22 protein-coding genes and 1 pseudogene are annotated in these 26,150 nt (G+C 73.1%); 11 read left to right on the top strand and 12 right to left on the bottom strand.

The genetic code is table 11. The features are described from left to right. Window positions 1-58: 58 nt before the first annotated feature. Window positions 59-496: a VOC family protein gene (locus AB0B76_RS32795; protein ID WP_360382671.1), complete on the top strand. Its 438-nt coding sequence runs from the start codon at window positions 59-61 to the stop codon at window positions 494-496. Between the two features lie 163 nt (window positions 497-659). Here AB0B76_RS32795 and AB0B76_RS32790 read toward each other — a convergent pair whose 3' ends face one another. After that, the gene (locus tag AB0B76_RS32790; protein WP_360382669.1) at window positions 660-1,475 is read right to left on the bottom strand and encodes an SDR family NAD(P)-dependent oxidoreductase; all 816 of its coding nucleotides are present in this window, start codon (window positions 1,473-1,475) and stop codon (window positions 660-662) included. A 61-nt stretch (window positions 1,476-1,536) separates the two neighbouring features. Here AB0B76_RS32790 and AB0B76_RS32785 point away from each other — a divergent pair, with 61 nt between their 5' ends. After that, a complete protein-coding gene (locus AB0B76_RS32785; protein ID WP_360382667.1) occupies window positions 1,537-2,472 on the top strand; it encodes a helix-turn-helix transcriptional regulator in 936 nt (311 codons plus the stop codon). Here the strand turns inward: AB0B76_RS32785 and AB0B76_RS32780 are convergent. From AB0B76_RS32780 to AB0B76_RS32770, 3 genes are all read right to left on the bottom strand, one after another. Then, a complete protein-coding gene (locus tag AB0B76_RS32780; RefSeq protein WP_360382665.1) occupies window positions 2,449-3,564 on the bottom strand; it encodes a hypothetical protein in 1,116 nt (371 codons plus the stop codon). The two genes, AB0B76_RS32785 and AB0B76_RS32780, sit on opposite strands and share 24 nt — an antisense overlap. Before the next feature lie 353 nt (window positions 3,565-3,917). Beyond that, complete coding sequence (locus tag AB0B76_RS32775; protein WP_360382663.1) at window positions 3,918-6,356, bottom strand: glycoside hydrolase family 3 N-terminal domain-containing protein; 2,439 nt, start codon at window positions 6,354-6,356, stop codon at window positions 3,918-3,920. 68 nt (window positions 6,357-6,424) lie between these two features. Then, window positions 6,425-6,769 carry a helix-turn-helix domain-containing protein gene (locus AB0B76_RS32770; protein ID WP_360382661.1) on the bottom strand — a complete coding sequence of 115 codons (345 nt, stop codon included), beginning with the start codon at window positions 6,767-6,769 and terminating at the stop codon, window positions 6,425-6,427. Between the two features lie 75 nt (window positions 6,770-6,844). On the opposite strand from AB0B76_RS32770, the gene AB0B76_RS32765 reads away from it, so the two are divergent. Further along, complete coding sequence (locus tag AB0B76_RS32765; protein ID WP_360382659.1) at window positions 6,845-7,702, top strand: alpha/beta hydrolase; 858 nt, start codon at window positions 6,845-6,847, stop codon at window positions 7,700-7,702. 133 nt (window positions 7,703-7,835) lie between these two features. Here AB0B76_RS32765 and AB0B76_RS32760 read toward each other — a convergent pair whose 3' ends face one another. From AB0B76_RS32760 to AB0B76_RS32750, 3 genes are read right to left on the bottom strand one after another with little or no spacing between them, the layout of a single operon-like run. Next, window positions 7,836-8,564, bottom strand: coding sequence for an ABC transporter permease (locus AB0B76_RS32760; RefSeq protein ID WP_360382657.1), 729 nt, complete (start codon window positions 8,562-8,564; stop codon window positions 7,836-7,838). Further along, entirely contained in the window at window positions 8,561-10,093 is a 1,533-nt protein-coding gene (locus AB0B76_RS32755) for an ABC transporter permease subunit (protein WP_360382655.1), read from the bottom strand. The genes AB0B76_RS32760 and AB0B76_RS32755 overlap by 4 nt, the downstream gene beginning before the upstream one ends. Continuing rightward, complete coding sequence (locus AB0B76_RS32750) at window positions 10,090-11,022, bottom strand: ATP-binding cassette domain-containing protein (protein ID WP_360382653.1); 933 nt, start codon at window positions 11,020-11,022, stop codon at window positions 10,090-10,092. Before AB0B76_RS32750 ends, AB0B76_RS32755 begins: the two co-directional genes overlap by 4 nt. A gap of 86 nt (window positions 11,023-11,108) precedes the next feature. On the opposite strand from AB0B76_RS32750, the gene AB0B76_RS32745 reads away from it, so the two are divergent. The 4 genes from AB0B76_RS32745 to AB0B76_RS32730 all read left to right on the top strand — a co-directional run bounded on the left by AB0B76_RS32745 (window position 11,109) and on the right by AB0B76_RS32730 (window position 15,935). Further along, a complete protein-coding gene (locus tag AB0B76_RS32745) occupies window positions 11,109-11,771 on the top strand; it encodes a response regulator transcription factor (RefSeq protein ID WP_360382651.1) in 663 nt (220 codons plus the stop codon). A 298-nt stretch (window positions 11,772-12,069) separates the two neighbouring features. Beyond that, a complete protein-coding gene (locus AB0B76_RS32740; RefSeq protein ID WP_360382649.1) occupies window positions 12,070-13,128 on the top strand; it encodes a HAMP domain-containing sensor histidine kinase in 1,059 nt (352 codons plus the stop codon). A gap of 90 nt (window positions 13,129-13,218) precedes the next feature. After that, window positions 13,219-13,671 (top strand): hypothetical protein, encoded by a 453-nt coding sequence (locus tag AB0B76_RS32735; protein WP_360382647.1) that lies wholly within the window; start codon window positions 13,219-13,221, stop codon window positions 13,669-13,671. A 77-nt stretch (window positions 13,672-13,748) separates the two neighbouring features. Next, the gene (locus AB0B76_RS32730) at window positions 13,749-15,935 is read left to right on the top strand and encodes a tetratricopeptide repeat protein (RefSeq protein WP_360382645.1); all 2,187 of its coding nucleotides are present in this window, start codon (window positions 13,749-13,751) and stop codon (window positions 15,933-15,935) included. On the opposite strand, the gene AB0B76_RS32725 is transcribed toward AB0B76_RS32730, so the two are convergent. Genes AB0B76_RS32725 through AB0B76_RS32715 form a run of 3 tightly spaced genes read right to left on the bottom strand, consistent with a single transcriptional unit; the run spans window position 15,932 to window position 19,725 of the window. Continuing rightward, a complete protein-coding gene (locus AB0B76_RS32725; protein ID WP_360382643.1) occupies window positions 15,932-16,684 on the bottom strand; it encodes a class I SAM-dependent methyltransferase in 753 nt (250 codons plus the stop codon). The two genes, AB0B76_RS32730 and AB0B76_RS32725, sit on opposite strands and share 4 nt — an antisense overlap. Next, window positions 16,681-18,966 carry an excinuclease ABC subunit UvrA gene (locus AB0B76_RS32720; protein ID WP_360382642.1) on the bottom strand — a complete coding sequence of 762 codons (2,286 nt, stop codon included), beginning with the start codon at window positions 18,964-18,966 and terminating at the stop codon, window positions 16,681-16,683. Before AB0B76_RS32720 ends, AB0B76_RS32725 begins: the two co-directional genes overlap by 4 nt. Window positions 18,967-18,975: 9 nt before the next feature. Beyond that, window positions 18,976-19,725: an aminoglycoside adenylyltransferase domain-containing protein gene (locus tag AB0B76_RS32715; RefSeq protein ID WP_360382640.1), complete on the bottom strand. Its 750-nt coding sequence runs from the start codon at window positions 19,723-19,725 to the stop codon at window positions 18,976-18,978. Between the two features lie 385 nt (window positions 19,726-20,110). Here AB0B76_RS32715 and AB0B76_RS32710 point away from each other — a divergent pair, with 385 nt between their 5' ends. Further along, window positions 20,111-20,644, top strand: coding sequence for a helix-turn-helix domain-containing protein (locus tag AB0B76_RS32710; protein ID WP_360382639.1), 534 nt, complete (start codon window positions 20,111-20,113; stop codon window positions 20,642-20,644). Between the two features lie 90 nt (window positions 20,645-20,734). On the opposite strand, the gene AB0B76_RS32705 is transcribed toward AB0B76_RS32710, so the two are convergent. After that, window positions 20,735-22,042 carry a pectate lyase gene (locus AB0B76_RS32705; RefSeq protein WP_360382637.1) on the bottom strand — a complete coding sequence of 436 codons (1,308 nt, stop codon included), beginning with the start codon at window positions 22,040-22,042 and terminating at the stop codon, window positions 20,735-20,737. A 153-nt stretch (window positions 22,043-22,195) separates the two neighbouring features. Between AB0B76_RS32705 and AB0B76_RS32700 the strand changes: the two genes are divergently transcribed. From AB0B76_RS32700 to AB0B76_RS32690, 3 genes and pseudogenes are all read left to right on the top strand, one after another. Further along, a complete protein-coding gene (locus AB0B76_RS32700; RefSeq protein WP_360382636.1) occupies window positions 22,196-23,437 on the top strand; it encodes an MFS transporter in 1,242 nt (413 codons plus the stop codon). A 270-nt stretch (window positions 23,438-23,707) separates the two neighbouring features. Continuing rightward, window positions 23,708-23,845 (top strand): annotated as a pseudogene (locus AB0B76_RS32695) (hypothetical protein); the annotation flags it as partial. Between the two features lie 190 nt (window positions 23,846-24,035). Then, on the top strand, window positions 24,036-24,221 hold the full coding sequence (locus AB0B76_RS32690; RefSeq protein WP_360382689.1) for a hypothetical protein: 186 nt from the start codon (window positions 24,036-24,038) through the stop codon (window positions 24,219-24,221). 167 nt (window positions 24,222-24,388) lie between these two features. On the opposite strand, the gene AB0B76_RS32685 is transcribed toward AB0B76_RS32690, so the two are convergent. After that, window positions 24,389-26,149 carry an ATP-binding protein gene (locus AB0B76_RS32685; protein ID WP_360382635.1) on the bottom strand — a complete coding sequence of 587 codons (1,761 nt, stop codon included), beginning with the start codon at window positions 26,147-26,149 and terminating at the stop codon, window positions 24,389-24,391. Window position 26,150: the final 1 nt, after the last annotated feature.

The following is a 26,150-nucleotide window of genomic DNA, read 5'->3' as shown; positions in this document are numbered from 1 at the left end:
ACGCCCGCCAGCATATGCAAGTCGCGGCTTGCCTATCAACCCCGGCACACTCCGGCGTATGACGACCCCGTTCACGCTGACCTTCGACTGCGCCTCCCCGGCCGCGCTGTCCGCCTTCTGGTGCACCGCCCTCGGCTACGTCCCGGCGTCCCCGCCCGCCGGGTTCGACAGCTGGGAGCAGTGGCTGCGGCACTTCGCCGTGCCCGAGCAGGAGTGGGACGACGGCGCCGCGATCGAGGACCCGACCGGCGCCGGGCCGCGCATCTCGTTCCTGAAGGTGCCGGAGCCGAAGACCGCGAAGAACCGGGTCCACCTCGACGTGCAGGCCGGCGGGGGCCGGGCGACGCCGTGGGAAGAGCGCTGGCCCCGGGTGCGGGCCGCGGCCGACCGCCTGGTCGCCGCGGGCGCCACCGAGCTGGCGGTCGCCAACCTCGACGGCCGCCCGGACCACGTCGTGCTCGCCGACCCCGAGGGCAACGAGCTGTGCGTAGTGTGAATGTCATTCGGATGTTCGGTACTCGATAGACCTGCGTCACTGTCGCGGCCGAGGGTCGGGCCCATGACGATCACTCGCCGGGCCGCCCTGGTCCTCACGGCGGCCCTGCTGGCCGGCGCCGCCGTCGCGACCCGCGCCCAGGCCCCCTGGCAACGCGGCCCTGTCAAGCGTCCGCCGTTGCCGCCAGGTCGCGCCAGGCCCGCCAGGTTTCGAGGCGCTGGGCGTACGCGCGCTCGGCGATCGCGTACGGGTAGGTGCCCAGGAACAGCCGCAGCGGCGGCTCCGGGGCGTCGACGAGCTCCAGCACCGCCTTCGCGGTCGCGCGGGGGTCGATCGGCTTGTGGCCGATCGCCGCCGTGCGCCGGGCCGCGCGGAACTTCTCGTACGCCGGGTCCGGCTCGGCCCGCACCGCCGAGTCGCCGCCCCAGTCGGTACCGTAGGGTCCGGGCTCGACGATCGTCACGCGCACCCCGGCCGGCGCCGCCTCCTGCGCGAGCGCCTCGGAGAGCCCCTCCAGCCCCCATTTGCTCGCGTTGTACAGCCCGAGCAGCGGAAACGCCGCGACGCCCCCGATGCTCGACACCTGCAGGACGTGCCCGCGGCCCTGGGCGCGCAGGATCGGCAGGGCGGCCTGGGTGACCCAGAGCGGGCCGAGCAGGTTGGTCTCCAGCTGGTCGCGGGCCTGCTCCTCGGACAGCTCCTCGACCGCCCCGAAGAGCCCGTACCCCGCGTTGTTGACCACGACGTCCAGCCGCCCGAACCGCTCGTGCCCGGCCGCGACCGCCGCGAACGCGGCCGCGCGGTCCCGCACGTCGAGGGCCACCGGGAGTACCGAATCGGCAAAACGCTCGACGAGGGCATCGAGGCTCCCGGTGTCCCGCGCGGCCGCCACGACCCGGTCGCCGCGCTCGAGGGCCGCCTCCGCCCAGACGCGGCCGAGGCCCCGGGACGTGCCGGTGATGAACCAGATCTTCGCCATGACCCGATCTTGTTCCGCCGGTGCGGTGGCAGCCAGTACCCGGCCAGGGTCACCATAGGGCGTGGACGACAACCGGCTCGGGGAGTACCTCAAGGCGCGCCGCGGCCTGATCCGCCCCGACGCGCCGACCGGCCGGCGGCGCGTGCCCGGGCTGCGCCGGCCCGAGCTGGCCGCGGCCGCCGGGATCAGCGAGCAGTACCTGGTCCGCCTCGAGCAGGGCCGCGACCGCCACCCGTCGGAGCAGGTCCTGGCCGCGCTCGGCCGCGCCCTGCGCCTCGACGGCGCCGCCCTGGCCCACCTGCGCCGCCTGGCCGCCCCGCCGGCGGTGGCGACCGGCCCGGAGACCCTCGCCGACGGCGTGGCGGAGCTGCTGGACGCGTGGGCGGGCGTGCCCGCGTACGTGCGCGGCCGCCGCTTCGACGTCCTCGCCGCCAACGCCCTGGCCCGCGCCCTCGTGCCCGCCCACCGCCCCGGCCGCAACCTGGTCCGCGACGTGTTCCGCGACCCGTCGATGCGCGCCTTCTACGCCGACTGGCCGGCGGTGGCCCGCTCGACCGTGTCCGCCCTGCGCGACGCGGTCGGGGCCGCGCCGGGCGACGCGGTGCTGGCCGCGCTCGTCACGGAGCTGCTGGCGGCGAGCCCGGAGTTCGGCGAGCTGTGGGCGCGCCACGACGTGCAGCCGACGCGCGACGAGCAGAAGCTGTTCCGCCACCCTTCGATCGGAACCTTTCCGTTGTACCGACACGTGCTGCACATCGCCGGCACGGACGGACAGGTGATCATCGCGTACCGCGCGGGGCCGGACTCGGACGTGCTCGCGCGTCTCGCCGCAGGCCTCGCGGAGGCCGACTCGGACGGTCCCTCCCACTCGGACACGCGCCTCGCTGGGCCCGGCTCCGATGTTCACCCCCGCCTCGCGGAGGCCGACCCGGGCGTTCCCTCCCGCCCGGGCGCACCCTCCGCGGGGCCCGGCTCAGGCCTCGCCGGTCTCCCGTAGCCGGGTCCGGAACTGCTCCAGCGTCTCCCCGATCCGATCCGGTCCGGCCTCGGTGGCCCCGCGCAGGGCGCCGAACACCGCGTCGAGCGGATCGGGATCGCGGGCCGCGATGACGGCGCTGATCGCGCTGACCGCCGGCTCGATGCGCGACGGCTGCGGACTCGGCCCGAACGTGACCGTCGCGTGGTGTGTGATCCGTTCCCGGGGCACGTCCAGCCACCGGCTGATCGCGGCGTCGAAGTCCGCGAACGAGGCCGGCGGCGGACTCCCCGTGTCGAGCGCGTCCAGCGCCGCGGCGACCCACCCCTGCGAGTCGAGCCCCGCGAGCACACACGCCCGCCGCGCCGCCCAGCCGGCCACCGCCCGCAACCGCCCGCCGTCGGCGTCGTCGGCGGCGGCCGCGGCGATCTCGGCGATCTCGTCGACCAGCGCCCGGTCGAGCCGCGCGATCCCGACCACGGACGGCGCGATCGCGAGCAGCCGCGGATCCTCGGGAACGGCCCCGCCCCAGTACCGCTCCTGATCCTTGCGCCGCAACTCCGCGTCGCGCCGCCGCCGCTGCTCCTCCTCGTCCCGCGCCCGCTCGGCCCGCTCGGCGGCGGTCGGCGGCGCGGCCCGCTTCCGGGCGACGCCGTGCCAGTACCCGGCCGCGGCGCTGGTCTGCCGCAGCACCGCATCGCCCGCGGCCGGGGCGGCCCAGAACTGCACCAGATAGCGTTCGCTCTCCTCGCGGTCGAAGTCCCGGCAGCTGTACCGCACGCGATACTCCCCACCCGGCAGCCCGAGCTCGATCGCGTCCCCTTCCCAGAGCGCGAGCACCACGTCCTCGTCGGGCGTCCGGTAGGACACCTCGACAACCTCGGTCCACTCGTCACCGGCCGGCCCGGGCGCACCGTCGAGCAGCTCGACCCGCAACCGCACCGGCCCGGAGTGCGTGCCGGCGAGGAACACGAGCATCCCCGGCTCGGCCGCCCCGCACAGCCCGTTGCGCTGCCCGCCGACACCGTCCGCGGTGCTGAGCTCGTCCTCCTCGCGGATCCAGAAGAGGTGGTACGCCACGGGAATCACGCCATCGAACAGCACCAGGCTCATAGACCGTCGATGGTATGCGGCCCGCCCCCGCCGGGCTGCCCCGCCCGCCGCCGCACCGTCTCGGCGACGAAGTCGCTAGCCCAGCCCTCGAACGGCGGCAGCAACTTCCCCGCCGCAACGCCTCGGCGACAAAACCGCTCGCCCAACGCTCGAACTGCGGCAGCACGCTCGCCGCCGCAACACCTCGGCTACAAAATCGCTAACCCAACGCTCGAACTGCGACAGCGAGTGGCGCCCGCGCTCACCCGGCGGCGCGAACGCCGAGTCGACGCCCGCTGGATTCCGCGCCATCCGGATGAGCAGCGCGTTCGCCGCCCGGGTCGCCCGCCAGCCCGGGCGCGAGCGCCGCCGGTCTACGACACGGTGCAGGCGGCTCCGTTCAGGGTGAAGGACGTCGGGCGCGGGTTGGAGCCGGTGTACGTGGCGTTGAAGCCCGCCGACTGCGACGCGCCCGGGGCCAGGGTGCCGTTCCACGCCTCGCTCTTCGCGGTCACCACCGCCCCCGACTGGGACCAGGCGGCCGACCAGCCCTGCGAGACCTTCTGGTTGCCGGGGAAGGTGAAGCTCAGCGTCCAGCCGTTCACGGTCGTGGTGCCCGTGTTCTTCACCGACACGGTGCCGGTGAAGCCGCCGCCCCAGTCGTTCACCGAGTACGTCACGGCGCACCCGGCCGCCGGCGGCGGCGTCGACGGTGAGGGCGACGTCGTGGTCGGCGGGGTGGTGACCGTGGCCGCCGCCGAGGCCGGGCCGGTGCGGCCCGCCGAGTCGGTCGCGACGACGGTGTAGGACGTGGTCGTGTTCGGGGTGAGACCGGTCAGCTGGTACGTCGTGGAGGCGACCGTGGCCAGCAGCGCCGAGCCGCGGTACACGCCGTACGACACGGCCGTCGTCCCCGTCGTCGGGACGGTCCAGGTCAGCGTGGCCGAGGTGCTGGTCACGGCCGAGACGGCCGGGGTGCCCGGCTGGCCCGGCGCGCCCGGCGGGGGCGTCGTGGTGTAGGTCAGGCCGTAGCCGTAGGCGAACAGCGGCGTCTTGCCGTCGCCGTCGTTGATCGGTTCCTGCGACGCCGACTGCATCCACGTCACCGGCAGCTTCCCGGTCGGCGCGTAGTCGCCGAACAGCACGTCGGCCACGCCGCCGCCCTCGGTGCCGGGCAGCCACGCGGCGACCAGGCCGCTCCAGTCGGGCAGCTGCGCGGCGATGTCCAGCGGCCGGCCGGAGACGAGGACCACGACGACCGGGACGCCGGAGGCCTTGAGGGTGTTGAGGGTCGCGAGGTCGGTGGCGTCCAGGCCGAGGGAGCTCGGGCGGTCGCCCTGGCCCTCCGCGTACGGGGTCTCGCCGACGACCGCCACGGCGACGCCGTAGCCGCGGTCGATGCCGGAGCCCGAGGAGTTGTACGTGACCGTCGCCGACGACCCCGCCGACGCGCGGATGCCCTGCAGGATCGTGGTGCCCGATGTCGTGTTGCCGGCCGCGCCCTGCCAGCTGACCGTCCAGCCGCCGCTCTGCAGGCCGATGTTGTCGGCGCTCTTGCCGGCCACGAAGATCTTGCCGCTCTTGGCCAGGGGCAGCACGCCGCTGTTCTTGAGCAGCACCTGGGACTCGCGCACGGCCTGCCGGGCGACCGTCCGGTGCGCGGCGTTGCCCACGGTGCCGGTGAGCGAGCGGTCCGCGTACGGGTGCTCGAAGAGCCCGAACTCGAACTTCTTGGTCAGGATGCGGCGCACCGCGTCGTCGATGCGGGCCTGCGGCACCCGCCCGGCCTGGACCTCGCCGCGGAGCGTGTCGATGAACTGCTTCCACGCCGTCGGTACCATCACCATGTCGATGCCCGCGTTGACGGCCCGCCGGACCTCGGAGGCGGTGAAGCCCTCGCCGCCCTCGATCTGGTCGATGCCGTTCCAGTCGGAGACGACGAACCCGTCGAAGCCGAGCTCGCCCTTGAGGACTCCGTTGATCAGGTAGTCGTTGCCGTGCAGCTTCTGGCCGTTGAACGACGAGAACGACACCATCACGGAGGCGACGTGGCGGCGCACCGCCTCCTGGAACGGCGGCAGGTGGATCGCGCGCAGCTCGGTCTCGGAGATCTGGGTGTCGCCCTGGTCGACGCCGCCGGTGGTGCCGCCGTCGCCGACGTAGTGCTTGGCCGTGGCCAGGATGCCGCCGGACTGGTACCCGTCGATGATCGTCGCCATCGAAACCGGCAGCTCGGGCTTCTCCCCGAACGACTCGTAGGTGCGGCCCCAGCGGTCGTTGCGGGCCACGCACAGGCACGGCGAGAACGTCCAGTGCACGCCGGTGCCCTTGACCTCGTCGGCGGTGACCCGGCCGACCTGCTGGGCCAGCGCCGGGTCACGGGTGGCGCCGAGGCCGATGTTGTGCGGGAACATCGTGGCCCCGACGACGTTGTTGTGCCCGTGCACGGCGTCGGAGCCGTACAGGATCGGGATCTTCAGCGGCGTGGCGAGCGCCCCGCGCTGGAAGTTGTCGGTCATGTCGGCCCAGGCGCTCGCGTTGTTCGGCGACGGCGCCGAGCCGCCCCCGGACAGGATCGACCCGAGCCGGTAGTTCGTCACGTCCGCGGCCGACGCCGACCCGCGCTCGGCCTGCGTCATCTGCCCGAGCTTCTCGTCGAGGCTCATGCGCGACATGAGGTCGGCGACCCGCTGCGACACGGGCAGGGTCGGGTCGAGATACGGCTCGGCGGCCGCGGCGGGCAGCACGCCGACGAGTGTGGCGGCGGCGACCGAGACGGCGGCCAGTGCGGCGATGACGACGGGGCGGCGCATGCCCGGAGATTAGGCCGGGGGTACGACACTTTTGCGCGGACTGATCGACGGGCGTGAAAGTGTGCAGGTCAGGACGCTGGTGACGGTGTAACATTCATCGCCGCCCAGTCGCAGATCGCCTGCAGCGGGCCCTCGAGCGTCTTGCCCAGCGGGCTCAGCGCGTACTCCACGTGCTGCGGCGCCGCCTCCTTCAGCACCCGCCGCTCCACCAGCCCGTCGGCCTCCATGCCGCGCAGGGTCTCGGTGAGCACCTTCTGCGTGATGCCGGGCACGCGCCGGCGCAGCTCGGCGTGCCGCTGCGGACCCGCGGCGAGGGCGTAAACCAGGAGCACCCGCCACTTGGCGGCGAGCCGCTCGAGGGCCTGCCGCGTCGCGCACGTCTCGTCGAGAACGTCGGGGATCACCAGCGCCACAAGGCCTCCCGCCGGCATGGGCACCACGAAGTGCCTTCTGGTTCGGTACCGCCGGCAAAGCCTAACGTTCGGCGCATGGCGGTACACCTCGAAGCAATTGCATTTGTAACTGACGGCATAGAGCTCGCCGGGCACCTGCGCCGCCCCGAAGGCGCCCAGCGGCGACCGGCGCTGGCGGTCACCGGCCCGTTCACCGGCGTCAAGGAGCAGGTAGCGGGCGCCTACGCGCAGCGCCTGGCCGAGGCCGGCTTCGTCACGCTCGCGTTCGACCACCGCGGCTTCGGCGCCAGCGGCGGCCGCCGCGGCCACGAGGACACCCAGGGCAAGCTCGCCGACCTGAGGGCCGCGGTGTCCGCGCTGGCCGCCCACCCGGCGGTCGACCCGGCCCGGATCGGCCTGCTCGGCGTGTGCCTGGGCGGCGGCTACGCGGTGCGCGCGGCGGCCCAGGACCCGCGGGTGAGGGCCGTAGCCGGTATCGCGGGCGGCTACAACAGCCCCGATTTCTCCGACGGGTACCGGGCGGCGCTGCAGACCTTCATCGAACGCTACGACGAGTACATCCCGGCCGTGGCGGACGACGGCACCGAGGCCGCGATGGGCGGCGACGAGCCGTGGGCCTACTACGGCACCGCCCGCTCCGCCGCCGCCACCTGGGAGAACCGGGTCACCCGCGGCTCCCTGCACAGCCTGATGACGTTCGACGCCCTGGGCGCCGCACCGCTGCTGGCCCAGACCCCGCTGCTGGTCGTGCACGGCAGGGTCGACGCGTACTGCTCCCCGGACCTCGCCGCCCGCCTCTACGAGGGGGCGACGGGCCCGAAGCGCATCGAATGGCTGGACTGCGACCTGCACATCGACCTGTACGACAACGAGCCCTACGTAGCCCGCGCCGCCCAGGCCGCCACCGAGTTCTTCACCGAGCACCTGGCCTGAAGCCCGCGCCGTACAAAGAACCACCCCCAGCTCCACAACACCGGCCTACCCGCCGCGACGGACACGCACGACCCGGCTCGCCACTTCTCCGGCGAACACCAGGCCACTCCGTCGCGACGGACCAGCACCAGGCCTATCCGTCGCGACGGACCAGCACCACCCAGCCCAGCAGCAGGGCGCCGAGGGCCCACAGAGCCAGCACCCCCAGCCCGGCCCAGGGCTGGATCGGCAGCGCCGCCAGGTCCTTCGTGGCCTGCACGGCGCTGCCGGCGGTCCCCGGCCCGACCTGCTCCAGGTGCCGCCGCCACGTCTTGTCGGACATGGCCAGGGCGAGGATCGGCCAGGCGTACAGCAGCCCCAGCACGATCCCGGCCGCCGCCGCGGGGCTGCGCACGGCCGTCGCCAGACCGAGGCTCAGCAGCGCGATCAGCTCGAGGTACAGCACCGAGCCGACCACCGGCCGCCACACGAACTCGTGCGCGGGCAGCAGCGCCCGCCCGGCGAGGACCGACCCGGCGACACCCACCACCGACGCCGCCGTGGTCGTGGCGAGCAGCACCGCGGCCTTGGAGGCGAGCAGGCGGGTGCGGCGCGGCACCGCGGCGAGGCTGACGCGCACCATGCCGGTCGCGTACTCGTTCCCGATCACCAGCGCCGCCAGGATCGCGATCACGGCCTGCCCGAGCTGCACCCCGGTGAGCGAGACCTTGCCGAGATCGGCGGAGCAGCGCACGGCGCACGAGACCGCCCCCGAGGCGAACGCGCTCAGCCCGATCGTCGCCGCCGCGGCGCCGAGCAGCAGCCACCAGGTGCCCGGGGCCGTGCGCAGCTTCGTCCACTCGGCGTGCAGTGCGGTCCTCACGCGTCCCTCCGCCCCAGCCGGTACCCGGCCCCGCCGAGCACCACGGCGACCCACACGGCGAGCACGGCCAGGCCGCCCCAAGCGGAGAGCGGGAAGTACCCGTCGGCGGGCGAGTAGATGTTGTCGACCTGCTCCCAGCGCGGCTCGCTCTGCTGCAGCGCGAAGGCCGCCGCGGGGGTGAACCGCAGCAGCCAGTCGCTGGCCCGCAGCGGCAGCACCGTGACCGACAGCAGGTACGGCAGCACGATCACGACGATCGACACCGTGACCGCGGTGACGCCCCGGCGCACCAGCGACCCGACGCCGACCGCGAGCGCCGCGCACCCGGCCAGCAGCAGCCCGGTGCCGGCCATGACCCGCAGCTCGGTCGCGGCCGAGACGTAGGCCACCGCGACCCCGTTGCCGCGCAGCACCGCCTGCCCGCCGGTGACCACGACGGCCGCGACGGCCAGGCCGAGCCCGAACACCGCGGCGCCGAGGACGAGGGCCTTCGCGGCCAGGACACGTCCGCGGTGCGGTACGGCGGCGAGCGTGGTACGGATCATGCCGCGGCGGTACTCCCCGGTGACGTAGACCGCCCCGACCACCACGATGAAGATCAGCCCGAGGAAGGTGCCGACCAGCGTCTGGCTGATCGTCACGCTGCCGCCGGACGCGCCCGACACGGCGGGCCCGATGTCCCCGGACCCCGTCACGGTCCAGCCGCCGGCGGTCTTCACGAAGCCGGTCTGCGGCCCGGCCGACCGGGCCCGGGTCGCGTCCGGCGCGCTCGGCGCCGCCGGCTCCTGCGGGGCGACGCCGGCGGGCCCCTCCCAGTCCGGCGAGAAGGCGCCGCTGGTCGCCGGGTTCTCGAACGTGCCGGTGGCGATGCTCGGGCCGCCCGAGACGCCGGAGAGCACGACGGACTCGTCGACCTGCTCGGAGTACTGCGGCGAGGTGGCGAACATCCCCGCGGTCACGGTCGCGGGCAGGCCCGGCAGCCGCGCGGTGCCGACCTCGGTCCACGCGCTGCCGTCGGTCGACTGCTCGGCCTTGACCGTGTCGCCGGTGCGGGTCAGCCGCAGCCACACCGGTTGCGGCTTGATCTTCGCGCTGCCGGGGCGGCCCTGGTCGTGGACGTAGTTGTACTGCATCCGCACGCCGTGCTCGCCGGTCAGCATCACGGCCGCGTACGCCGAGCCGGCCTTGGTGCCGTCCTTGATCATGAGGCCGGCCTTGGACCACGGCGCGAGCCCGTCACGCATCTGCGGCCCGTCGAAGGCCGGCAGCTGCCCGGTGAGGTGCGCGACCCGCACAGTGATGCTGCCGTCGCCGGTGAGGGTTCGGTGCACGTAGGTGGAGTTGTCGGCGACGGCCTGGCCCTCGGGCCCGAGCGCCGGGGTGCAGTCGGAGACGTCGCACGAGCCCATCCGGCCCGGGGCGAGGCCGAGCGCGACGATGACCGCGGCCCCGGCGAACAGCCCCAGCACCCAGCCGCGCAGGGTGCGCAGCTTCGTCCACTCGGCGTGCAGTACGCGCAGGAAGCTCATCGGTCCTCCCCCGGGGTCGTGGCGCGGAACTCGACCGCGTCGCGGGTCAGTTCGAGGTAGGCGTCCTCGAGGGTGGCGCGGTGCGCGGCGACCTCGGAGAAGGGGACGCCGGCCCGGGTGAGCGCGGCGATGACGTCCTCCGCGGCCGAGCCGGTGACGGTCAGGGTGCCGTCGCCGTTGGGAACGACGGTTTCGGCTTCCTGCTGCAGTACCGCAGAAGCCCGCTCGATCGCGGCGGACCGCACGACGATCCTGCCGTTGGCGGCGCCGGCCAGCAGCTCCGCCACGCCCGCGTCGGCGATGACCCGACCGCGGCCGACCACGACCACGTGGTCGGCGGTGCCCTGCAGCTCGCTCATGAGGTGGCTGGAGACGAGCACCGCACGGCCCTCGCGGGCCAGCTCGCGCAGGAACGTCCGCATCCAGATGATGCCTTCCGGGTCCATGCCGTTGAACGGCTCGTCGAGCATCAGCGCGGGCGGGTCGCCGAGCAGGGCGGCGGCGATGCCGAGCCGCTGCCGCATGCCGAGGCTGTAGCCGCCGGCGCGCCGCTGACCGACACCGCCGAGGCCGGCCAGCTCCAGCACCTCGTCGACGCGGCGGGACGGCAGCCCCTGCGAGTGGGCGAGCCACAGCAGGTGGTTGCGCGCCGTGCGGCCCGGCTGCAGGGCCGCGGCGTCCAGCAGCGAGCCCAGGTGGCACAGGGGGCGGTCAAGGGCGCGATATGGCCGCCCGCCCACGAGCGCGGCGCCGGCCTCGGCGGCGTCGAGCCCGAGGATCACGCGCATGGTGGTCGACTTCCCGGCCCCGTTCGGTCCGACGAACCCGGTGACAAGCCCGGGCCGGACCGTGAACGTCATGCCGTCGAGGGCGAGGGTGGGGCCGAACCGCTTGCGCAGCCCGTCGACGGTGATGGTGGCGTCATGCATGGTTTCGGTTCTACGCGGCGGGCGGTGGCAGCCAGGTGTCATCGGGTGTCACCTCGTTGACACCAGGGGCCTGGCAAGGTGGAGGCATGCGCGTGCTCGTCGTGGAGGACTTCGAGATTCTGGCCCGGACCATCGGAACCGGTTTGCGCCGCGAGGGCCTGGCCGTGGATGTGGTCCTCGACGGCGCCGAGGCGCTCGAGCGTATGGCGGTCACGCGGTACGACGTGGTCGTCCTCGACCGCGACCTGCCCCGCGTCGCCGGCGACACGGTGTGCCGGCACATCGTCGCCGAGCACCCGGCCAGCCGCGTGCTCATGCTGACCGCGTCGGGCACCGTCCGCGACCGGGTGGAGGGGCTCGGCCTGGGCGCCGACGACTATCTGCCCAAGCCGTTCGACTTCGACGAGCTCGTGGCCCGCATCCGGGCCCTGGGCCGCCGCCCGACGACCGCACTGCCGCCGGTGCTCACCGTCGGCGATCTCACCCTGGACCCGTCCCGGCACATCGCCACCCGCGGCGGGCTGCGCCTGGACCTGAGCCCGAAGGAGTTCGGCGTGCTGGAGTGCCTCATGGCCGCGGGCGGGCGCCCGGTCTCCGCCGAGGACCTGCTGGAGCGGGTCTGGGACGAGGCCGCGGACCCGTTCACGACGGCGGTGAAGACGACGGTGCGAAGGCTGCGCAGCCGCCTCGGCGACCCGCCCGTCATCCACACGGTCCGCGAGGCCGGCTACCGGGTCGGCCCGGCATGAGGAGAGCGATGGACGGCACGTCGTCAACTGACGTTCCCGGTGCCGGGCGCCGGGCTGCCGGTCGGCCCGGCACGAGACCGGCGATGGACAGCACGCCTTCGACTGACGCGGTCGGTCGCCGGGCTGCTGGCCGGCCCGGCACGAGACCGGCGATGGACAGCACGCCTTCGACTGACGCGGTCGGTCGCCGGGCTGCTGGCCGGCCCGGTTCGGGGTGGCGATGGACGGTGCGCTGTCAGCTGCCCTTCCCGGTGTCGGGCGGCGTGCTGGTGGTCGGCGCGAGCGAGGGTGGCCCGGCATGAGATGGCGATGGACGGTGCGCCGCCAGCTGACGTTCCTGTACGCCGGCCCGTTCCTGGTGTCCGGCATCGTGCTGCTGCTCGTACCGCTCTTCGGCGCGAGCCAGAGCTCACCCGTCGGCGACGGCACCGTGCCGCCGGAGGGTGCCGACGTGGAGACGCCCTCGCGGCTCGTGCCGCTCGTGGTCTTCTCGATACTGGCCATGCTGGTCGTCGCGATCGCGCTCGGCTGGTTCGTCGCCGGCCGCTTCCTGCGGCCCCTGCGCAGCATGGTCGACACGGCCCGGGAGATCTCGGCGACCAACCTGCACCGCCGCCTCGGCCCGACCGGGCGCCGCGACGAGTTCGGCGAGCTCGCCGGGACCCTCGACGACCTGTTCGCCCGGCTCGAGGCGTCCTTCGCCGCCCAGCGCCGGTTCGTGGCCAGCGCCGCGCACGAGCTGCGCACACCGCTGACCGCCCAGCGGGCCCTGCTGCAGGTGACGCTGGCCGACCCGGATGCCTCGCGGGACGAGCTGCGGGCCGCGGCCCACGAGGTGCTCGCGCTGGGCGAGAGCCAGGCCCGTCTCATCGACTCCCTGCTGACCCTGGCCACCGGCGAGCAGGGCGTCGAGCACGCCGCCCCCTTCGATCTCGCCGAGGCCGTCGCCCGCACGCTCGACGTGGTCCCGCTGGACGGCCCGAGGCTGCGGCCGACCCTGCGGGCGGCCCCGCTCACGGGGGACGCCGACCTGGTGGAGAGCATGATCGTCAACCTGATCGGCAACGCGGTCAAACACAACGTGGAGGGCGGCACCGTGACCGTGGCGACGGATCTCGTCGACGGCCGGGCGACGCTGGTGGTGGAGAACACGGGCCCGGTGGTACCGCCGGACGAGCTGGACCGCCTCTTCCAGCCCTTCCAGCGCCTCGGCGCCCAGCGCGTGCGCGCCGCCCGCGACGGCTACGGTCTCGGCCTGGCCATCGTGCGCGCGATCGCCAACGCCCACGGCGCCGACCTGTCCGCGCAGCCACGGCCCACGGGCGGTTTACGTGTCACGGTGACCTTCCCGCCCTGATCCGGCTGACCGTCCGGGCGATCAGATTTGAGCCGGACGGCCGCCCTGGTCCGGGTTCCGCCGTGGTGCCCGGCTGCGACAATCGACGGCATGACCGGCCTGGACATCATCATCGCCGCGCTCGTCGCCGGGGCCGCCTCGGGCACGTCGGCGGCGGCGAGCACCGCGGTCGGCGACGCGTACGCGGGTCTGCGCAGCGCCCTGCGGCACCGGCTCGACGGGCGCGCCTCCGCCGTGCAGCTCGACGCCGAGCCGACCGCCGATCCGCAGGTGTGGCAGGCCCGGCTCGGCGCGGACCTCGGGGCGAGCGGCGCCGACCGCGACGAGGCGATCCTGGCCGCCGCGCGCAAGGTCCTCGACCTGGCCCGGCCGGCCGCCAAGTACCAGGTGGACGTGCGCGACAGCCACGGCATCCAGATCGGCGACGGCAACACCATGCAGGTGGGCACCAGCTACGGCCCGGCCGCGGCCACCATGACGGGGCCCGTGACCGTGCAGTACGGCCAGGTCCCGAGCCCCCCAGCCCCGCCGGCGGCGGAGTAGGGTCCTCCCCCGCCGGGCCCGTCCTCGGCCCGACCGGCAACTTCTACGGCCCGGTCACCGTCACCGAGCGGCGGGCGGTGACGTGGCCGGTCCAGGTCGGCGTCGTGCCGGTGCTGGCCGACCGGCGGCTGGACCGGCCGGTGGACCGGAGCCTGGCCACGAAGGTCGCGTCGAACGACGCCCGCCCCGTCGTGGTGTGTCAGGTCCTCGCCGGCATGGGCGGGGTCGGCAAGACGCAGCTCGCCGCGGGGCTGGCCCGCCGCCAGTGGGACGAGGACCGCATCGATCTGCTGGTCTGGGTCACCGCGGGATCCCGGGCGAGCGTCATCACCGCCTACGCCGACGCGGCCGCGCGGGTGACCGGCGCCGACGAGGCCGACCCGGCGCGGGCCGCGAACCGCCTGCTCGAATGGCTGGCCGAGCCGCACACGCACCCGGGCACGGGCCGCCCGATCCGGTGGCTGGTGATCCTCGACGACCTCACCGACCCGGCCGACCTGACCGGCCTGTGGCCGCCCACGACGCGGGCGGGCCGCACGGTCGTGACGACCCGCCGCCGCGACGCCGCGCTGACCGCGGGGCGCCAGCTGATCACCGTCGACGTCTTCACGCGCGGGCAGTCGGTCGACTACCTGCGCGGCAAGCTCGGCGACAACCTCGGCGGGGCGGCCGAGCTCGCCGAGCGGCTCGGGCACCTGCCGCTGGCCCTGGCCCAGGCGGCCGCGTACATCGCCGACCAGAACATCAGCTGCACCGAGTACCTGGACCGGCTGAGCGACCGGGCGCGCCGCCTGGCCGAGCTGCAGCCGCACGCCCTCCCGGACGACCAGCACCGCGGGGTGGCCGCCACCTGGGACCTCTCGCTCGACCTGGCCAACGGGATGACGCCCGAGGGCCTGGCCGGACCGCTGCTGCGGCTGGCGAGCGTGCTGGACCCGAACGGCATTCCGCAGGCGGTGTTCGAAACCCCGGCGGTGACGTCCTGGCTGACGACGCTGCGCATCCGGGCGGCCGTTCTCACCATCGGTACCGACAAGCTGCGACACAGCCTGCACCACTTCGTCTTCACCGAGGACCACGCCAGCTGCCCGGACCGCAAGAAGCTCCGGCATCGCATCACGCAGCGAGTCATGCGCTACGTGATGCGCACCTTCGACGATCTGACGGTGGCGCCCGCCGACGCCTACGCGGCGCTGCGGCGGCTGTACCTGCTTCACCTCATCGGTCACGACCCGGAGAGCGCGGCCCGGCCCGTCCGGGTGCACGCCCTGGTCCAGCGGGCCACCCGCGAACGGATCGCGCCGACGGACCTCGGCGCCGTGGTGCGGGCCGCCGCGCAGGCGGTCGCCGATGCCTGGCCCCATCCGGAACCGGACCAGGAGCTGGCCCAGGTCCTGCGGACGAATACCGAGGCACTGCTCGGGAACGGGGTGGAGCACCTGGTGAACCGGCTGATCGGCGTCCATCCGGTGCTGTTCCGGCTGCGCCGCAGCCTCGGTGAGGCCGGGCTGCTCGACGCGGCCGGCCAGTTCGACCGGTTCCTCGTCGCCGAGACCACCGAGCGGCTCGGCCACGAGCATCTGGGCACGCTCACCGCCAGAGAGTATGCCGCCGACGGGCGCGGCGCGGCGGGCGACGCCGGCGGTGCACGTGCCGCGCACGAAGAGCTGCTCGCCGACCGGCTGCGAATCCTCGGCGCCGACCATCCCGCCACCCTCGCCAGCCGGCACTACCTCATCTTCTGGCGCGCGAAGACCGGCGACGCGGCCGGCGCCGTGGCGGCGTTCCGTGCTCTGCTCGCGGACGAGGTCCGGGTACTGGGGCCCGACCATCCGGCCACGCTCAGCACGCGTGGCGAGCTCGCGACCTGGAGCGGACGAGCCGGCGACCCGAGCGATGCCATCGCCGCGTTCGAGCAGCTCCTGGCCGATCGGATTCGGCTGCTGGGCCCCGACCACCCGCAGACTCTCATCACCCGCAGCGGCCTGGCCAACCAGCGCGGGATGGCCGGCCATGCGGACGCCGTAGCCGCGTTCGCGGTACTGATCCCGGACATGGTTCGCGTCCTGGGCCGTGACCATCCCGATACCCTCAAGGCCCGGAGCAACCTGGCCTACTGGCGCGGCAAGCACGGCGACCCGGACCGAGCCGTCGCCGATTTCGAGGTCCTGGTCGTCGATTTCCTGCGCGTTCTCGGCCCGGGCCATGAGACCACGAGGATCGCCCAGACGAACCTGGCCTTCTGGCGGGAGCGGGCGGGCTAAGCCGTTGCCGTGGCGAAGACGCGGCGCATGGAGTCGAACGTGGCCAGGGAGCGGCGGGCCTCGTCCTGCAGTGCGCGTACCGCTGCGTCGTCCTCCGGGGCCTCGAGCGCCTCCTCCCACAGGGAGCGCTCGGCGCGGCGCCAGTCCGGTTTGTTGTGTACCTCGACGCCGGTGAAGCCGGCCAGCGGGAGGTCGCGGGCGAGGTCGACGCCGCGGATGCGGGCCGGTACCGCCTCGTCGGCCGGGTCCGCGGCGTCCCAGCAGGTCAGGACGAGGCGGCCGCCGGGCTTCAGGAGGCGGCGGAACTCGTTCAGGGCGGCCAGCGGCGGGGCGGCGAACTGGACCGCGTCGATGCACATCAGGCCGTCGGCGCAGTCGTCGGGCAGGCCGGTCTCGGTCAGGGTGCCGACGCGGAACTCGGCGCGGCCGGGCAGCCGCTCGGCGGCCAGCGGGACGGCCGCGGCCAGGGCCACGGCGGCGAAGTCGACGCCGACGAGGCGGGCCTGGGCGCGGCGTGCGAGCTCGATGCCGTACCCGCCGCGGCCGCACGCGATGTCCAGCAGCAGGCCGTCGCCGGGCAGGCGCAGGGCCGCGCCCACCTCGGCCAGGCCCGGGCCGGTGAGGATGCCGGGCAGGCGCAGGTCGGCCGGCACGTCGAGGGTCCGCGCGATGATGGCGTCGCGCACCGGGGACTCGGCGATGTTCGCGTACCAGTCGTCGAAGTACTCGGCGTCGAGGCTCTTGGTCATGCCGGCCTTTCCGTGGCGACGTAGTCGGCCAGGTGGCGACCGGTCAGGGTGGAGCGGGCCCGGACCAGGTCGGCCGGGGTGCCCTGGAACACTACAGTGCCGCCGTCGTGGCCGGCGCCCGGGCCGATGTCGATGATCCAGTCGGCCGAGGCCATGACGGCCAGGTGGTGCTCGATCACGATCACCGACTTGCCCGCCTCGACCAGGCGGTTCAGCAGGCCCAGCAGCTGCTCCACGTCGGCCAGGTGCAGGCCGGTGGTGGGCTCGTCGAGGACGTACACCCCACCCTTCTCCGCCATGTGGATGGCCAGCTTGAGCCGCTGGCGCTCGCCGCCGGAGAGGGTCGTCAGGGGCTGGCCGAGGCTGATGTAGCCGAGGCCGACGTCGGCCAGCCGGGACAGGATCGTGTGGGCGGCCGGAATGCGCGACTCGCCGGTGGCGAAGAACTCGTGCGCCTCCGTGACCGGCATGGCCAGGACCTCGGCGATGTTGCGCCCGCCCAGCCGGTACTCCAGCACCGAGGCCTGGAAGCGCTTGCCCTCGCACTCCTCGCAGACCGTCGCCACGCCGGCCATCATGGCCAGGTCGGTGTAGATGACGCCGTTGCCGTTGCAGTTCGGGCAGGCGCCCTCGGAGTTGGCGCTGAACAGGGCCGGCTTCACCCCGCCGGCCTTCGCGAAGGCCTTGCGGATCGGCTCGAGCAGGCCGGTGTACGTCGCCGGGTTGCTGCGCCGCGAGCCGCGGATCGCGCCCTGGTCGACGGAGACGACGCCGGCGCCCTTCGGGATGGAGCCGTGGATGAGCGAGCTCTTGCCCGAGCCCGCGACGCCGGTGACCACCACGAGAACGCCCAGCGGGATGTCGACGTCGACGTCGCGCAGGTTGTGGGTGTTCGCGCCCCGCACCTGCAGGAACCCGTTCGGCTTGCGGAAGGAAGGCCGCAGTCCGGCACGGTAGTCCAGGTGGCGGCCGGTCAGGGTACCGCTGCGCCGGAGCCCTTCGACGGTGCCCTCGAAGCACACCGTGCCGCCCGCCCCGCCCGCGCCCGGGCCGAGGTCGACGACGTGGTCGGCGATCGCGATCGTGTCGGGCTTGTGCTCCACCACGAGCACCGTGTTGCCCTTGTCCCGCAGGCGCTGCAGCAGGCCGTTCATGCGCTCGATGTCGTGCGGGTGCAGGCCGACCGTCGGCTCGTCGAAGATGTACGACACGTCGGTGAGCGACGAGCCGAGGTGCCGGATCATCTTGGTCCGCTGGGCCTCGCCGCCGGACAGTGTGCCCGACGGCCGGTCGAGCGAGAGGTACCCGAGGCCGATCTCCACGAACGAGTCGAGCGTGCGCTGCAGGGTACCCAGCAGGGGCCCGACCGATCGGTCCTCGACGCCGCGCACCCACTCGGCGAGGTCGCTGATCTGCATCGCGCACGCGTCGGCGATGTTCACCCCGCCGATGCGCGAGGCGAGCGCGGCCTGGTTGAGCCGGGTGCCGCCGCACTCGGGGCAGGCGGTGAAGGTGACCGCCCGTTCGACGAAGGCGCGCAGGTGCGGCTGGAGGGCCTCCTTGTCCTTCTGCAGGAAGGACTTCTGCACGCGGGGCACGAGCCCCTCGTACGTCATGTTGATGTTCTCGAGCTTGACCTTGCACGGCTCCTTGTAGAGGAAGTCGTGCCGCTCCTGCTCGGTGTAGTCCTTGATCGGCTTGTCGGGGTCGACGAAGCCGGAGGCCGTGAAGATGCGCACGAGCCAGCCGTCCACGGTGTACCCGGGGATCGTGATCGCGCCCTCGGCGAGGGACTTCTCGCGGTCGAACAGCTCGTCGAGGTCGATGTCGGTGACCGCGCCCATGCCCTCGCAGCGGGGGCAGGCCCCGGCGGGCACGTTGAAGCTGTAGTGGAACGCCGGGCCGGCGCTCGGCGTGCCGAGGCGGCTGAACACGATGCGCAGCATGGCGTTGGCGTCGGTCGCGGTGCCGACGGTGGAGCGCGAGTTCGCGCCCATCCGCTCCTGGTCGACGATGATGGCCGTGGTCAGGCCCTCGAGCAGGTCGACGTCGGGGCGGGCGAGGCTGGGCATGAAGCCCTGCACGAACGCGCTGTACGTCTCGTTGATCAGCCGCTGCGACTCCGCGGCGATGGTGCCGAACACGAGCGAGCTCTTGCCCGAGCCGGACACGCCGGTGAACACGGTGAGCCGGCGCTTGGGGATCTCGACGCTGACGTTCTTCAGGTTGTTCTCGCGGGCCCCGTGCACCTGGATGAGGTCATGACTGTCGGCTACATGCACCCGGACACCCTAGCCAGCCTCTGTGACGATTGCATGGACCCTCGTCAGGAACGACTCGGCCGCGGCCCGGTCCACGGAGTGCCCCGCCGCGCGGCTCTCGGCGTGGCTGGCGAGGGCGGCCCGGATCACCGGGGCCTGCGCCGGGAGGTGCTCGACGGCCCACGCGGCGGCGGCGCGCTTGGGCGACCAGGTGTGCTCGGCGTGGTACCGCAGCGCCCGGCACCCGTTGAGGACCGCGTTGTCGCCGTGGTCGCCGAGGCCGGCGAGCTGGGCCGCGACCGACTCCGCGACGACGGGCAGCAGCCGGCGCGGGCGGACCCGGGTGACGAGGTCGGGGAAGGGCGGGCCGATGAGCGCGCGGCGCTGCTGGCGGACCATGTCGCGGTCGATCGGGTACCAGAAGGTGAGCCCGCCGCCGGGGTCGGTCTCGGCCTTGTAGGGCAGCTCGGCGCCGGTGTTGAGGTTGAGCGCGAAGCCGGCCTCGGTGGCCAGGCGGGCGAGGGTGGCCCGGTCGTACAGCACGAACTCGAGGCCGGCGGCGGGGCACGGCAGCGCGCGGTGGTCGAGGGCGGCGACGACCGCGGCGATCTCGGCGGGTGCGGGGTGGTCGGCGACGGCGAGCAGGTCGATGTCACTGCGGCCGGGGACGTACGCGTCGAAGGCGAGCGAGCCGGCCGGGTACACCCCGACGAGCCGGCCGTGGAAGACGCTCTGGAGGCGGCCGACGACCGCGCCGAGGTATCCGTCGAGTGAGCTCACCGCTCAGTTGTAACTGCCGGAGGTGTGCCGGGTCGAGGGCTACTCGACCCGAGCCACCGTCCCGGGCAGGATTACTTCTTCTTGCCCTTCTTGTCCTTCTTCGACTTCTTGGACTTCTTCGCCATGGGAATCACCTCCTGCGGCTCGCTGACGCAACAGAGACTACGACCAAACTGCCGGTGAACAAAGGGTTTCCCGAAGATTTCCTAGGCCCTCAAACGATCACCGACTGTCCATAAAGGACTTCAGAAGAGCCGAACCCCGCGGTTGTACCCCACTGATCCGGGCCTTCCAGCAGCAGTTCTCGTGTTCGGTATAGTCGCCCTGAAGTGAGGTGAGCATGAGTGCACCGAATGCGGTGAGAAATTATCACGCGCCCCGGCGTGTGGCGCAGGCCGCAGCCACGCGGGAGGCGATCGCGGTCGCGGCCGAGCGCCTCTTCGCCCGGCACGGGTACGCGGGCACGACCATCGCGGCCGTCGCGGAGGAGGCGGGGGTCACCCCGAAGTCGGTGTACGCGCTCGCCGACAAGCCGGGCCTGCTGCTGCTCGTCGTGCGCCGGGCCGAGGCGGCGCCCAGGCCCGAAGACACCGCGGGCGCGCTGCTGCGGCGGTACCCTGTGGAAAGGGCCTTCGAGGAGGCCGCGCAGGCCGAGCCCGTGCTGCGCGAGGCGTGGCGGCGGCACGAACGCGCACGCCGCGCCGGGCTCAAGGCGCTCGTGCGCGCGGCGGCGGACGCCGGGCGGCTGCGGCCCGGGCTGACCGTGGGGCGGGCCACCGACACGCTGTGGGCGCTCGTCACGTGGCACGCGGTGGCGCTGCTGGTGGAGCAGCGGGGCTGGACGCGGGCGAAGCTGGCCACCTGGCTGGACCAGCTCATCGAGACGACCCTGAGCGGGCCGCCCACCCAGGGTTCCTGAGAGACGACGCCGAGCGGGCCGCCCACCCAGGGTTCCTGAGACGCCGCGCCGGCCGGCCGCCCACCCGGACGACCGGCCCGCGCGTTTCAATCAGGCCGGGAGCTTGCCCGGGCCCGCGTTCTTGGTCACGATCCCCGGCACGTCGGCCGTGGCGTCGAGGCTCGCCCGCAGGGTCGGGGTCCAGCCGGCGTCGGTCGCGATGTCCGGGTCGAATGCCGCGTTGTACTCGTTCAGCAGGTTCACCGCCACGACCGGCCCGGTGCCGACCCGCGCGAGGGTGCCCTTCTCCGTCATCTGCGTGCCGCCCCAGTTGTAGACGAACGCGCTGAGCGGGGTGTCGGCGCTGCGCAGCACGAAGTTGTTCTCGGCGTACACCTGCGACTGCACGCCCACGCCGATCGCGTAGACGAACGTGTCCTCGTCGGTGGCGTAGTAGTAGTTGTCGTACACGTCCACCTGGCCGAAGCGGACCCGCGGCACCCGCTGGCCGACGCCGGCGAACCGGTTGTGGTGCAGCGTGACGCGCAGCTTGCCCACGTCGACGCCCGGCGTGTTCGTCGAGCCGATGAGCATCGTCTTGTCGTGCTCGAAGTAGTTGTTGTACGACACCGTCACGTAGTCGGAGCCCTTGATGATGTCCGAGGAGCCGTCGTGCACCTGGTAGGGCCGGCCGAGGTAGATCGGCTGGTTCACGTCCTGGTTCGCGCCGTCGGTGAACGAGTTGTGGTCCAGCCAGACGTTCGTGGCGCCGCTGAGCGACACGCTGTCGTACAGCGAGTTCCAGTTGCCCGTGGCCCCGTCGGTCGGCGTCCAGGCCGGGAAGCAGTCGTACGCGTCCTCGAAGGCCACGTTGCGGATGATCACGTTGTTGACGTTGGTGAGCAGCAGGTCGCCGCCCTTGATCCGGGCGTTGCGCAGCCCGTAGATCGTCGTGTTGGCCCCGACGTCGATCTTGACCTTGAGGCCCTGGGTCTTCGCCGAGCGGACCCGGGCGTCCTCCAGCGGCCCGGTGGGCGCCACGCGGCCCCAGGTCGCCGGGTCGTACGCGGTCAGATACGCCTGCAGGTTGTACTCCGGGTCCGCGTAGTCGGTGCAGCTGCGGCCCTCGTTGGCGTCGATCGTGCCCGCCACCAGCACGATCTTCGGCGTGCTGCCGGCCACCGCGGCGGCGAGCTCGTCGCGGGTCCGCACGACGATGACGTGCGCGTCGTCGGCGGCGGAGCCGCCCGTGGTGCCCGCGCCCGCCGAGCCCCAGCCGTCGTTGGCGGCCAGGACCCCGCGTGCCAGGGCGGGCACCGCCGGCGAGCCGGCGTTGGCCTGGGCGGCTAAGACCACGCCGGTCGCGACCAGCCCGGCTACCGTGGCGGCGGTAAGGCCGGCCCGGATCCCTACGTGCATCGGTCCTCCAGTCACAGGAAAGCGCATTCCTGGCGACCAGGTTGGCACCGGCGCTGCGGGGAGTCAACGCGTGGCGTTTGCAGGTTTGTTGCAGTCGTCACTTCCAGGCCCTCTGCCGCCACGTGGCTGTAAGGACCATTGGAGGCTTACGCGGTGACCACCGCCGCCGCCCCGGCCGCCCGCCGTTTCGCCGCCCTGCGCAACCGCGACTGCCGCCCGTACCTCTTCGGCGCGGCGCTGTCGATGATGGCCGACAACGTCGAGCACGTGATCACGTACTGGGTGCTGTGGCAGAAGTTCCACTCCGAGGCGCTCGCCGGCTTCCAGGTGATCAGCCACTGGGTGCCGTTCCTGCTGTTCTCGGTGTGGTTCGGCGGGCTCGCCGACCGCTACGACTGCCGCCGGGTCATCCAGGCCGCCCAGGGGCTGTTCATGCTGGTCTCCCTGCTCTGGGGCATCCTGTTCATCACCGACTCGCTGCAGGTCTGGGAGGCCTGCGTACTGCTGGTGCTGCACGGCATGGCGGGGTCCCTCTGGGGCCCGGGCGAGCAGCTCATGCTGCACGACTTCGTCGGCGACGAGGAGCTCGTCTCGGCCGTGCGCCTCAACGCGACCTTCCGCAGCCTCGGCGTGCTGTTCGGCCCGGCGGTCGGCTCCGGCCTGCTGCTGTGGCTCGGCCCGAAGGCGGGCATCCTCACGAACATCGCGTTCTACCTGCCCCTGACGCTGTTCCTGTTCCGCACCAGGTTCACCGGCCACACCCGCCACGGCCGCCCCGCCGGCCCGCGCGTCGGCCTGCTCGACACCGTGAAGGTCCTGCGCCGCGTGGCCGGCGACCACACCCTGATCAGCATGATCATCCTGGCCGGCCTCGCGTCGTTCTTCGTCGGTACCGCGATGCAGGCCACGATGCCGACCTTCGCCGAGGACCTGAGCCCGGGCAGCGCGGACGTGTACGGCATCCTGCTCTTCGCCGCGGGCGCCGGCGGGGTGGCCGGCGGCCTGCTCCTCGAGGCGACGGGCTGGATGCGCCCGACGGTCCGGGCGGCGATCGTGACGACGCTGGCGTACGGCCTCAGCAGTCTCCTCTTCGCCGTCGCCGGCAACCTCTGGCTGGCCGTCGTCCTGCTCTTCATCGGGGGCGTCGCGAACCTCGCGGCGATGTCGATCGGCCAGACCGTGACCCAGCTGCTCGCCCCGCCGGACGAACGGGGCCGCGTCATCGGCGTGTACAACGTCGCCTCGGCGGGCCTGCGCGCGGGCAGCGGCCTGACGGTGGGCGTCCTGGGCGCGGCGATCGGCGTGCACTGGTCACTGGGGCTGAGCTCGGCGGCCCTGTGCGTGGGGACGGGCTTCGCCGCGCTGTACACCCGCCACGGCCAGCGGGTGTCCTGAGCGCACTGCCGGGCGCCGTTTCCAGGCGTGCCCGAGGCGCCCCGCACCGCCGCCATGTCGCACGCTCGCGCACCGCGAGCCGGAGTGTCCCGAACGCTATGTCGGGCGCTCCGCGCCGCGACATAGCGGATTTTTCGCCCGACGGGGTATTTGCCCGATTCTCTCGAACCTGTGCGCACCCGCACGGCACCGGCCCACGACTCTTCTGTCGGGCGAACGGTCCGATGTCACCCCCGACGGCGTCACAACGACCTGAAGGGGGCCGCCGACATGAGCGGTGGACACGCGGCGAAGGCCGGCGCGCACACCAAGCACAAGAAGGGCGGCCACGACGAGGAGGAACACGCCGACATGATGACCCTGCTCATGGTCCTGTTCATCGTCCTGTTCATCGTCCTGTTCGCCATCTCCCAGGTCGACCGGAAAAAGTTCGCCGAACTCAAGAACGGCCTCGCCGTCGGCTTCGGCAGCCCCTCCATCGCCGCCCTGCCCAACCACATCGAAGTCGACGGCCACACCAACCAGCTCACCGGCGGCACCGGGCACCTACCCCTCCGGCTGGGAACTCTCCTCCGCCCGCGCCTCCGCCCTCGTCCGCATGCCCCACACCGACGCCGGCATCACCGACACCCGCCTGCAAGCCGTCGGCCACGCCGACACCAAACCCCTCTACCCCACCACCGACCCCCGGGCCGAAACCCTCAACCGCCGCGTCGAGGTCATCGTCCTGTCCACCCTGCCGGCCGACACCCGGGCACTGCTGCCCTCGGCCTCAACCAACTGAGGAGAGCGCAATGGCCAAGGACGAGCAGACCACCGAAGAGACCCCCACGAAGAAAGCGAGGCCGCCCTCCGGGGCGACCTTCCGGCGTTCCAGCGCGTAGCCGATCTCGTCACCGGCTGGTGCTTGCCGAGCATCACACTGGACAGGAATACGCGGACGGCGACAGGTCAGCGCAGCGCACGCATGGCCTTGACCGCGTCGATCCAGAAGCGCAGCTTCTCGGGGGTCTGGCCGACCAGGTACGTCGCGCGCAGCTTCGGGGGCAGGTGCCGCAGGAGCACGACGACGACGTCGAGGTGCTCGCGCAGCTGGGAGACCTCCGCGTTGGAGAAGACCTGGTGCACGAGGTCGGTGTCGTCCGTGCCCTCGTCGCAGTCGGCGAGGCCCCCGGCCAGGCGGGCGGCCCAGCCGTCCGGGTCGTCGGCCAGCTCGCGCAGGCCCAGGCGGCGCTCCCCCGATAGGCGCGCCTCGAGGCCCGCGAGCGGGATCGGCGCGTACTCGCCGTCGCCGAGGTAGATCAGGCCCGCCTGCAGCGGCTGCTCGTGCAGGTGCAGCTTGATGAGCCGCTCCAGTGTGCGCTTGCTGACCCAGTCGCGGCCCTCGTCGTCGATGTCGTACCTCCACCAGTCCAGCGCCGCCTCGGCCGGGCGGCCGTAGGTGTCGATGAGCCACTGGCCGGACGGGATGTCGTCGGGGCCGACCTCGATGCTGGCGGTGAAGCGGCTCGCCTGGGCCAGGTTGTTCGGGGTCACCTGGAGCTTGCGGCCCACGTGGTAGGGCGGGTTCTGCAGCGCGAACTGGGCCCGCAGCCCCTCGATCGGCCGCCCGGCCAGGGACCACTCCTGCGTGATCTCCATGAGCCGGGCGAACGCCGCGCGGTCCTTGGGCCGGTTGTACTCGTCCCACACGATCACCTTCGGCCGCGGGCCGAGCAGGGCCCGGGTCAGCAGCGTGTCGAGGGTGCCGTCGGGGGCGGGCACGGGCACGCAGAGGTCCTCGACGTTGGTGACGGGCAGCGAGAAGTACACCGGGTCGGCGCCCGTCTCCTCGCGCACGATCTGCTTGGCGATCTCCGTCTTGCCGCAGCCCGGCGGGCCCTGCAGCAGCACCGCCCAGCGACGGGCGATCGCGGTGCGCAGCAGCCGGCGGACCGGGTCGGCGACGGTCACGGGGTCGCTGACGCCGAGCTCGGCGGCGAGCTGCTTGAGGATCTCGTCGGTGCGGTCGGTGCCGTCGTCCTCGGTGAGGCGCAGCCGGGCGCCGTCGAGCAGCGGCAGCCCCCACCGCATCGGCAGCCCCTCGGCCGCGCAGTCGAGCACGTGCTGCAGCGTGCGGGGCGAGAGCAGCTTGCGCACCGCCGGGGTCTGCGCTGCCCACACGCGGAACGCGCCGTCGAGCTCCCAGCGGGCGTACCGCGCGGTCAGGCTCTCCCGCCACGAGGTGTCGTTCGCGCCGATGTGCAGGGTCGCCATCCGGTCGAGCACCGCCAGGTCGGTGCGGCGGGCCGAGGTCTCGGCGGCCGACTCGTTGTCGGTGAGGAACACCCCGACGCAGCCGAGCGCGCGCAGGTCGTGCTCGCCGAGCGTCCAGTTGCACGCCACCTGCATCAGCTGCGACTGGATGGTGTCGCCGGCCTGCAGCGAGTCGTCGATGAGCAGTACGAAGCGCCGGCCCGGGTTGAGCTGCTTCATGATCAGCTGGTGCAGGGCCAGCTCGCCGGTGGCCGCGTCGCGCACGGGCGCGTTGACGAGCAGGTCGTCGGGGGTGAGGTTGGCGGCGGGCACGAGGACGACGTCGAGGCCGTGCTCGCGCGGCACGTACGACAGGAACGTCGACGTCTTGCCGATGCCGTGCTCGCCGAACACCTGCCCGGTGATCCCGGCCGCGATCATGCCGTCGATGAACCGTTCCAGCAGCGACTCGCCCACG

It is taken from the genome of Dactylosporangium sp. NPDC049140, from assembly GCF_040648435.1.
The sequence above is the reverse complement of the archived record's forward strand: the minus strand, read 5'-3'. Positions and strand labels throughout refer to the sequence as shown.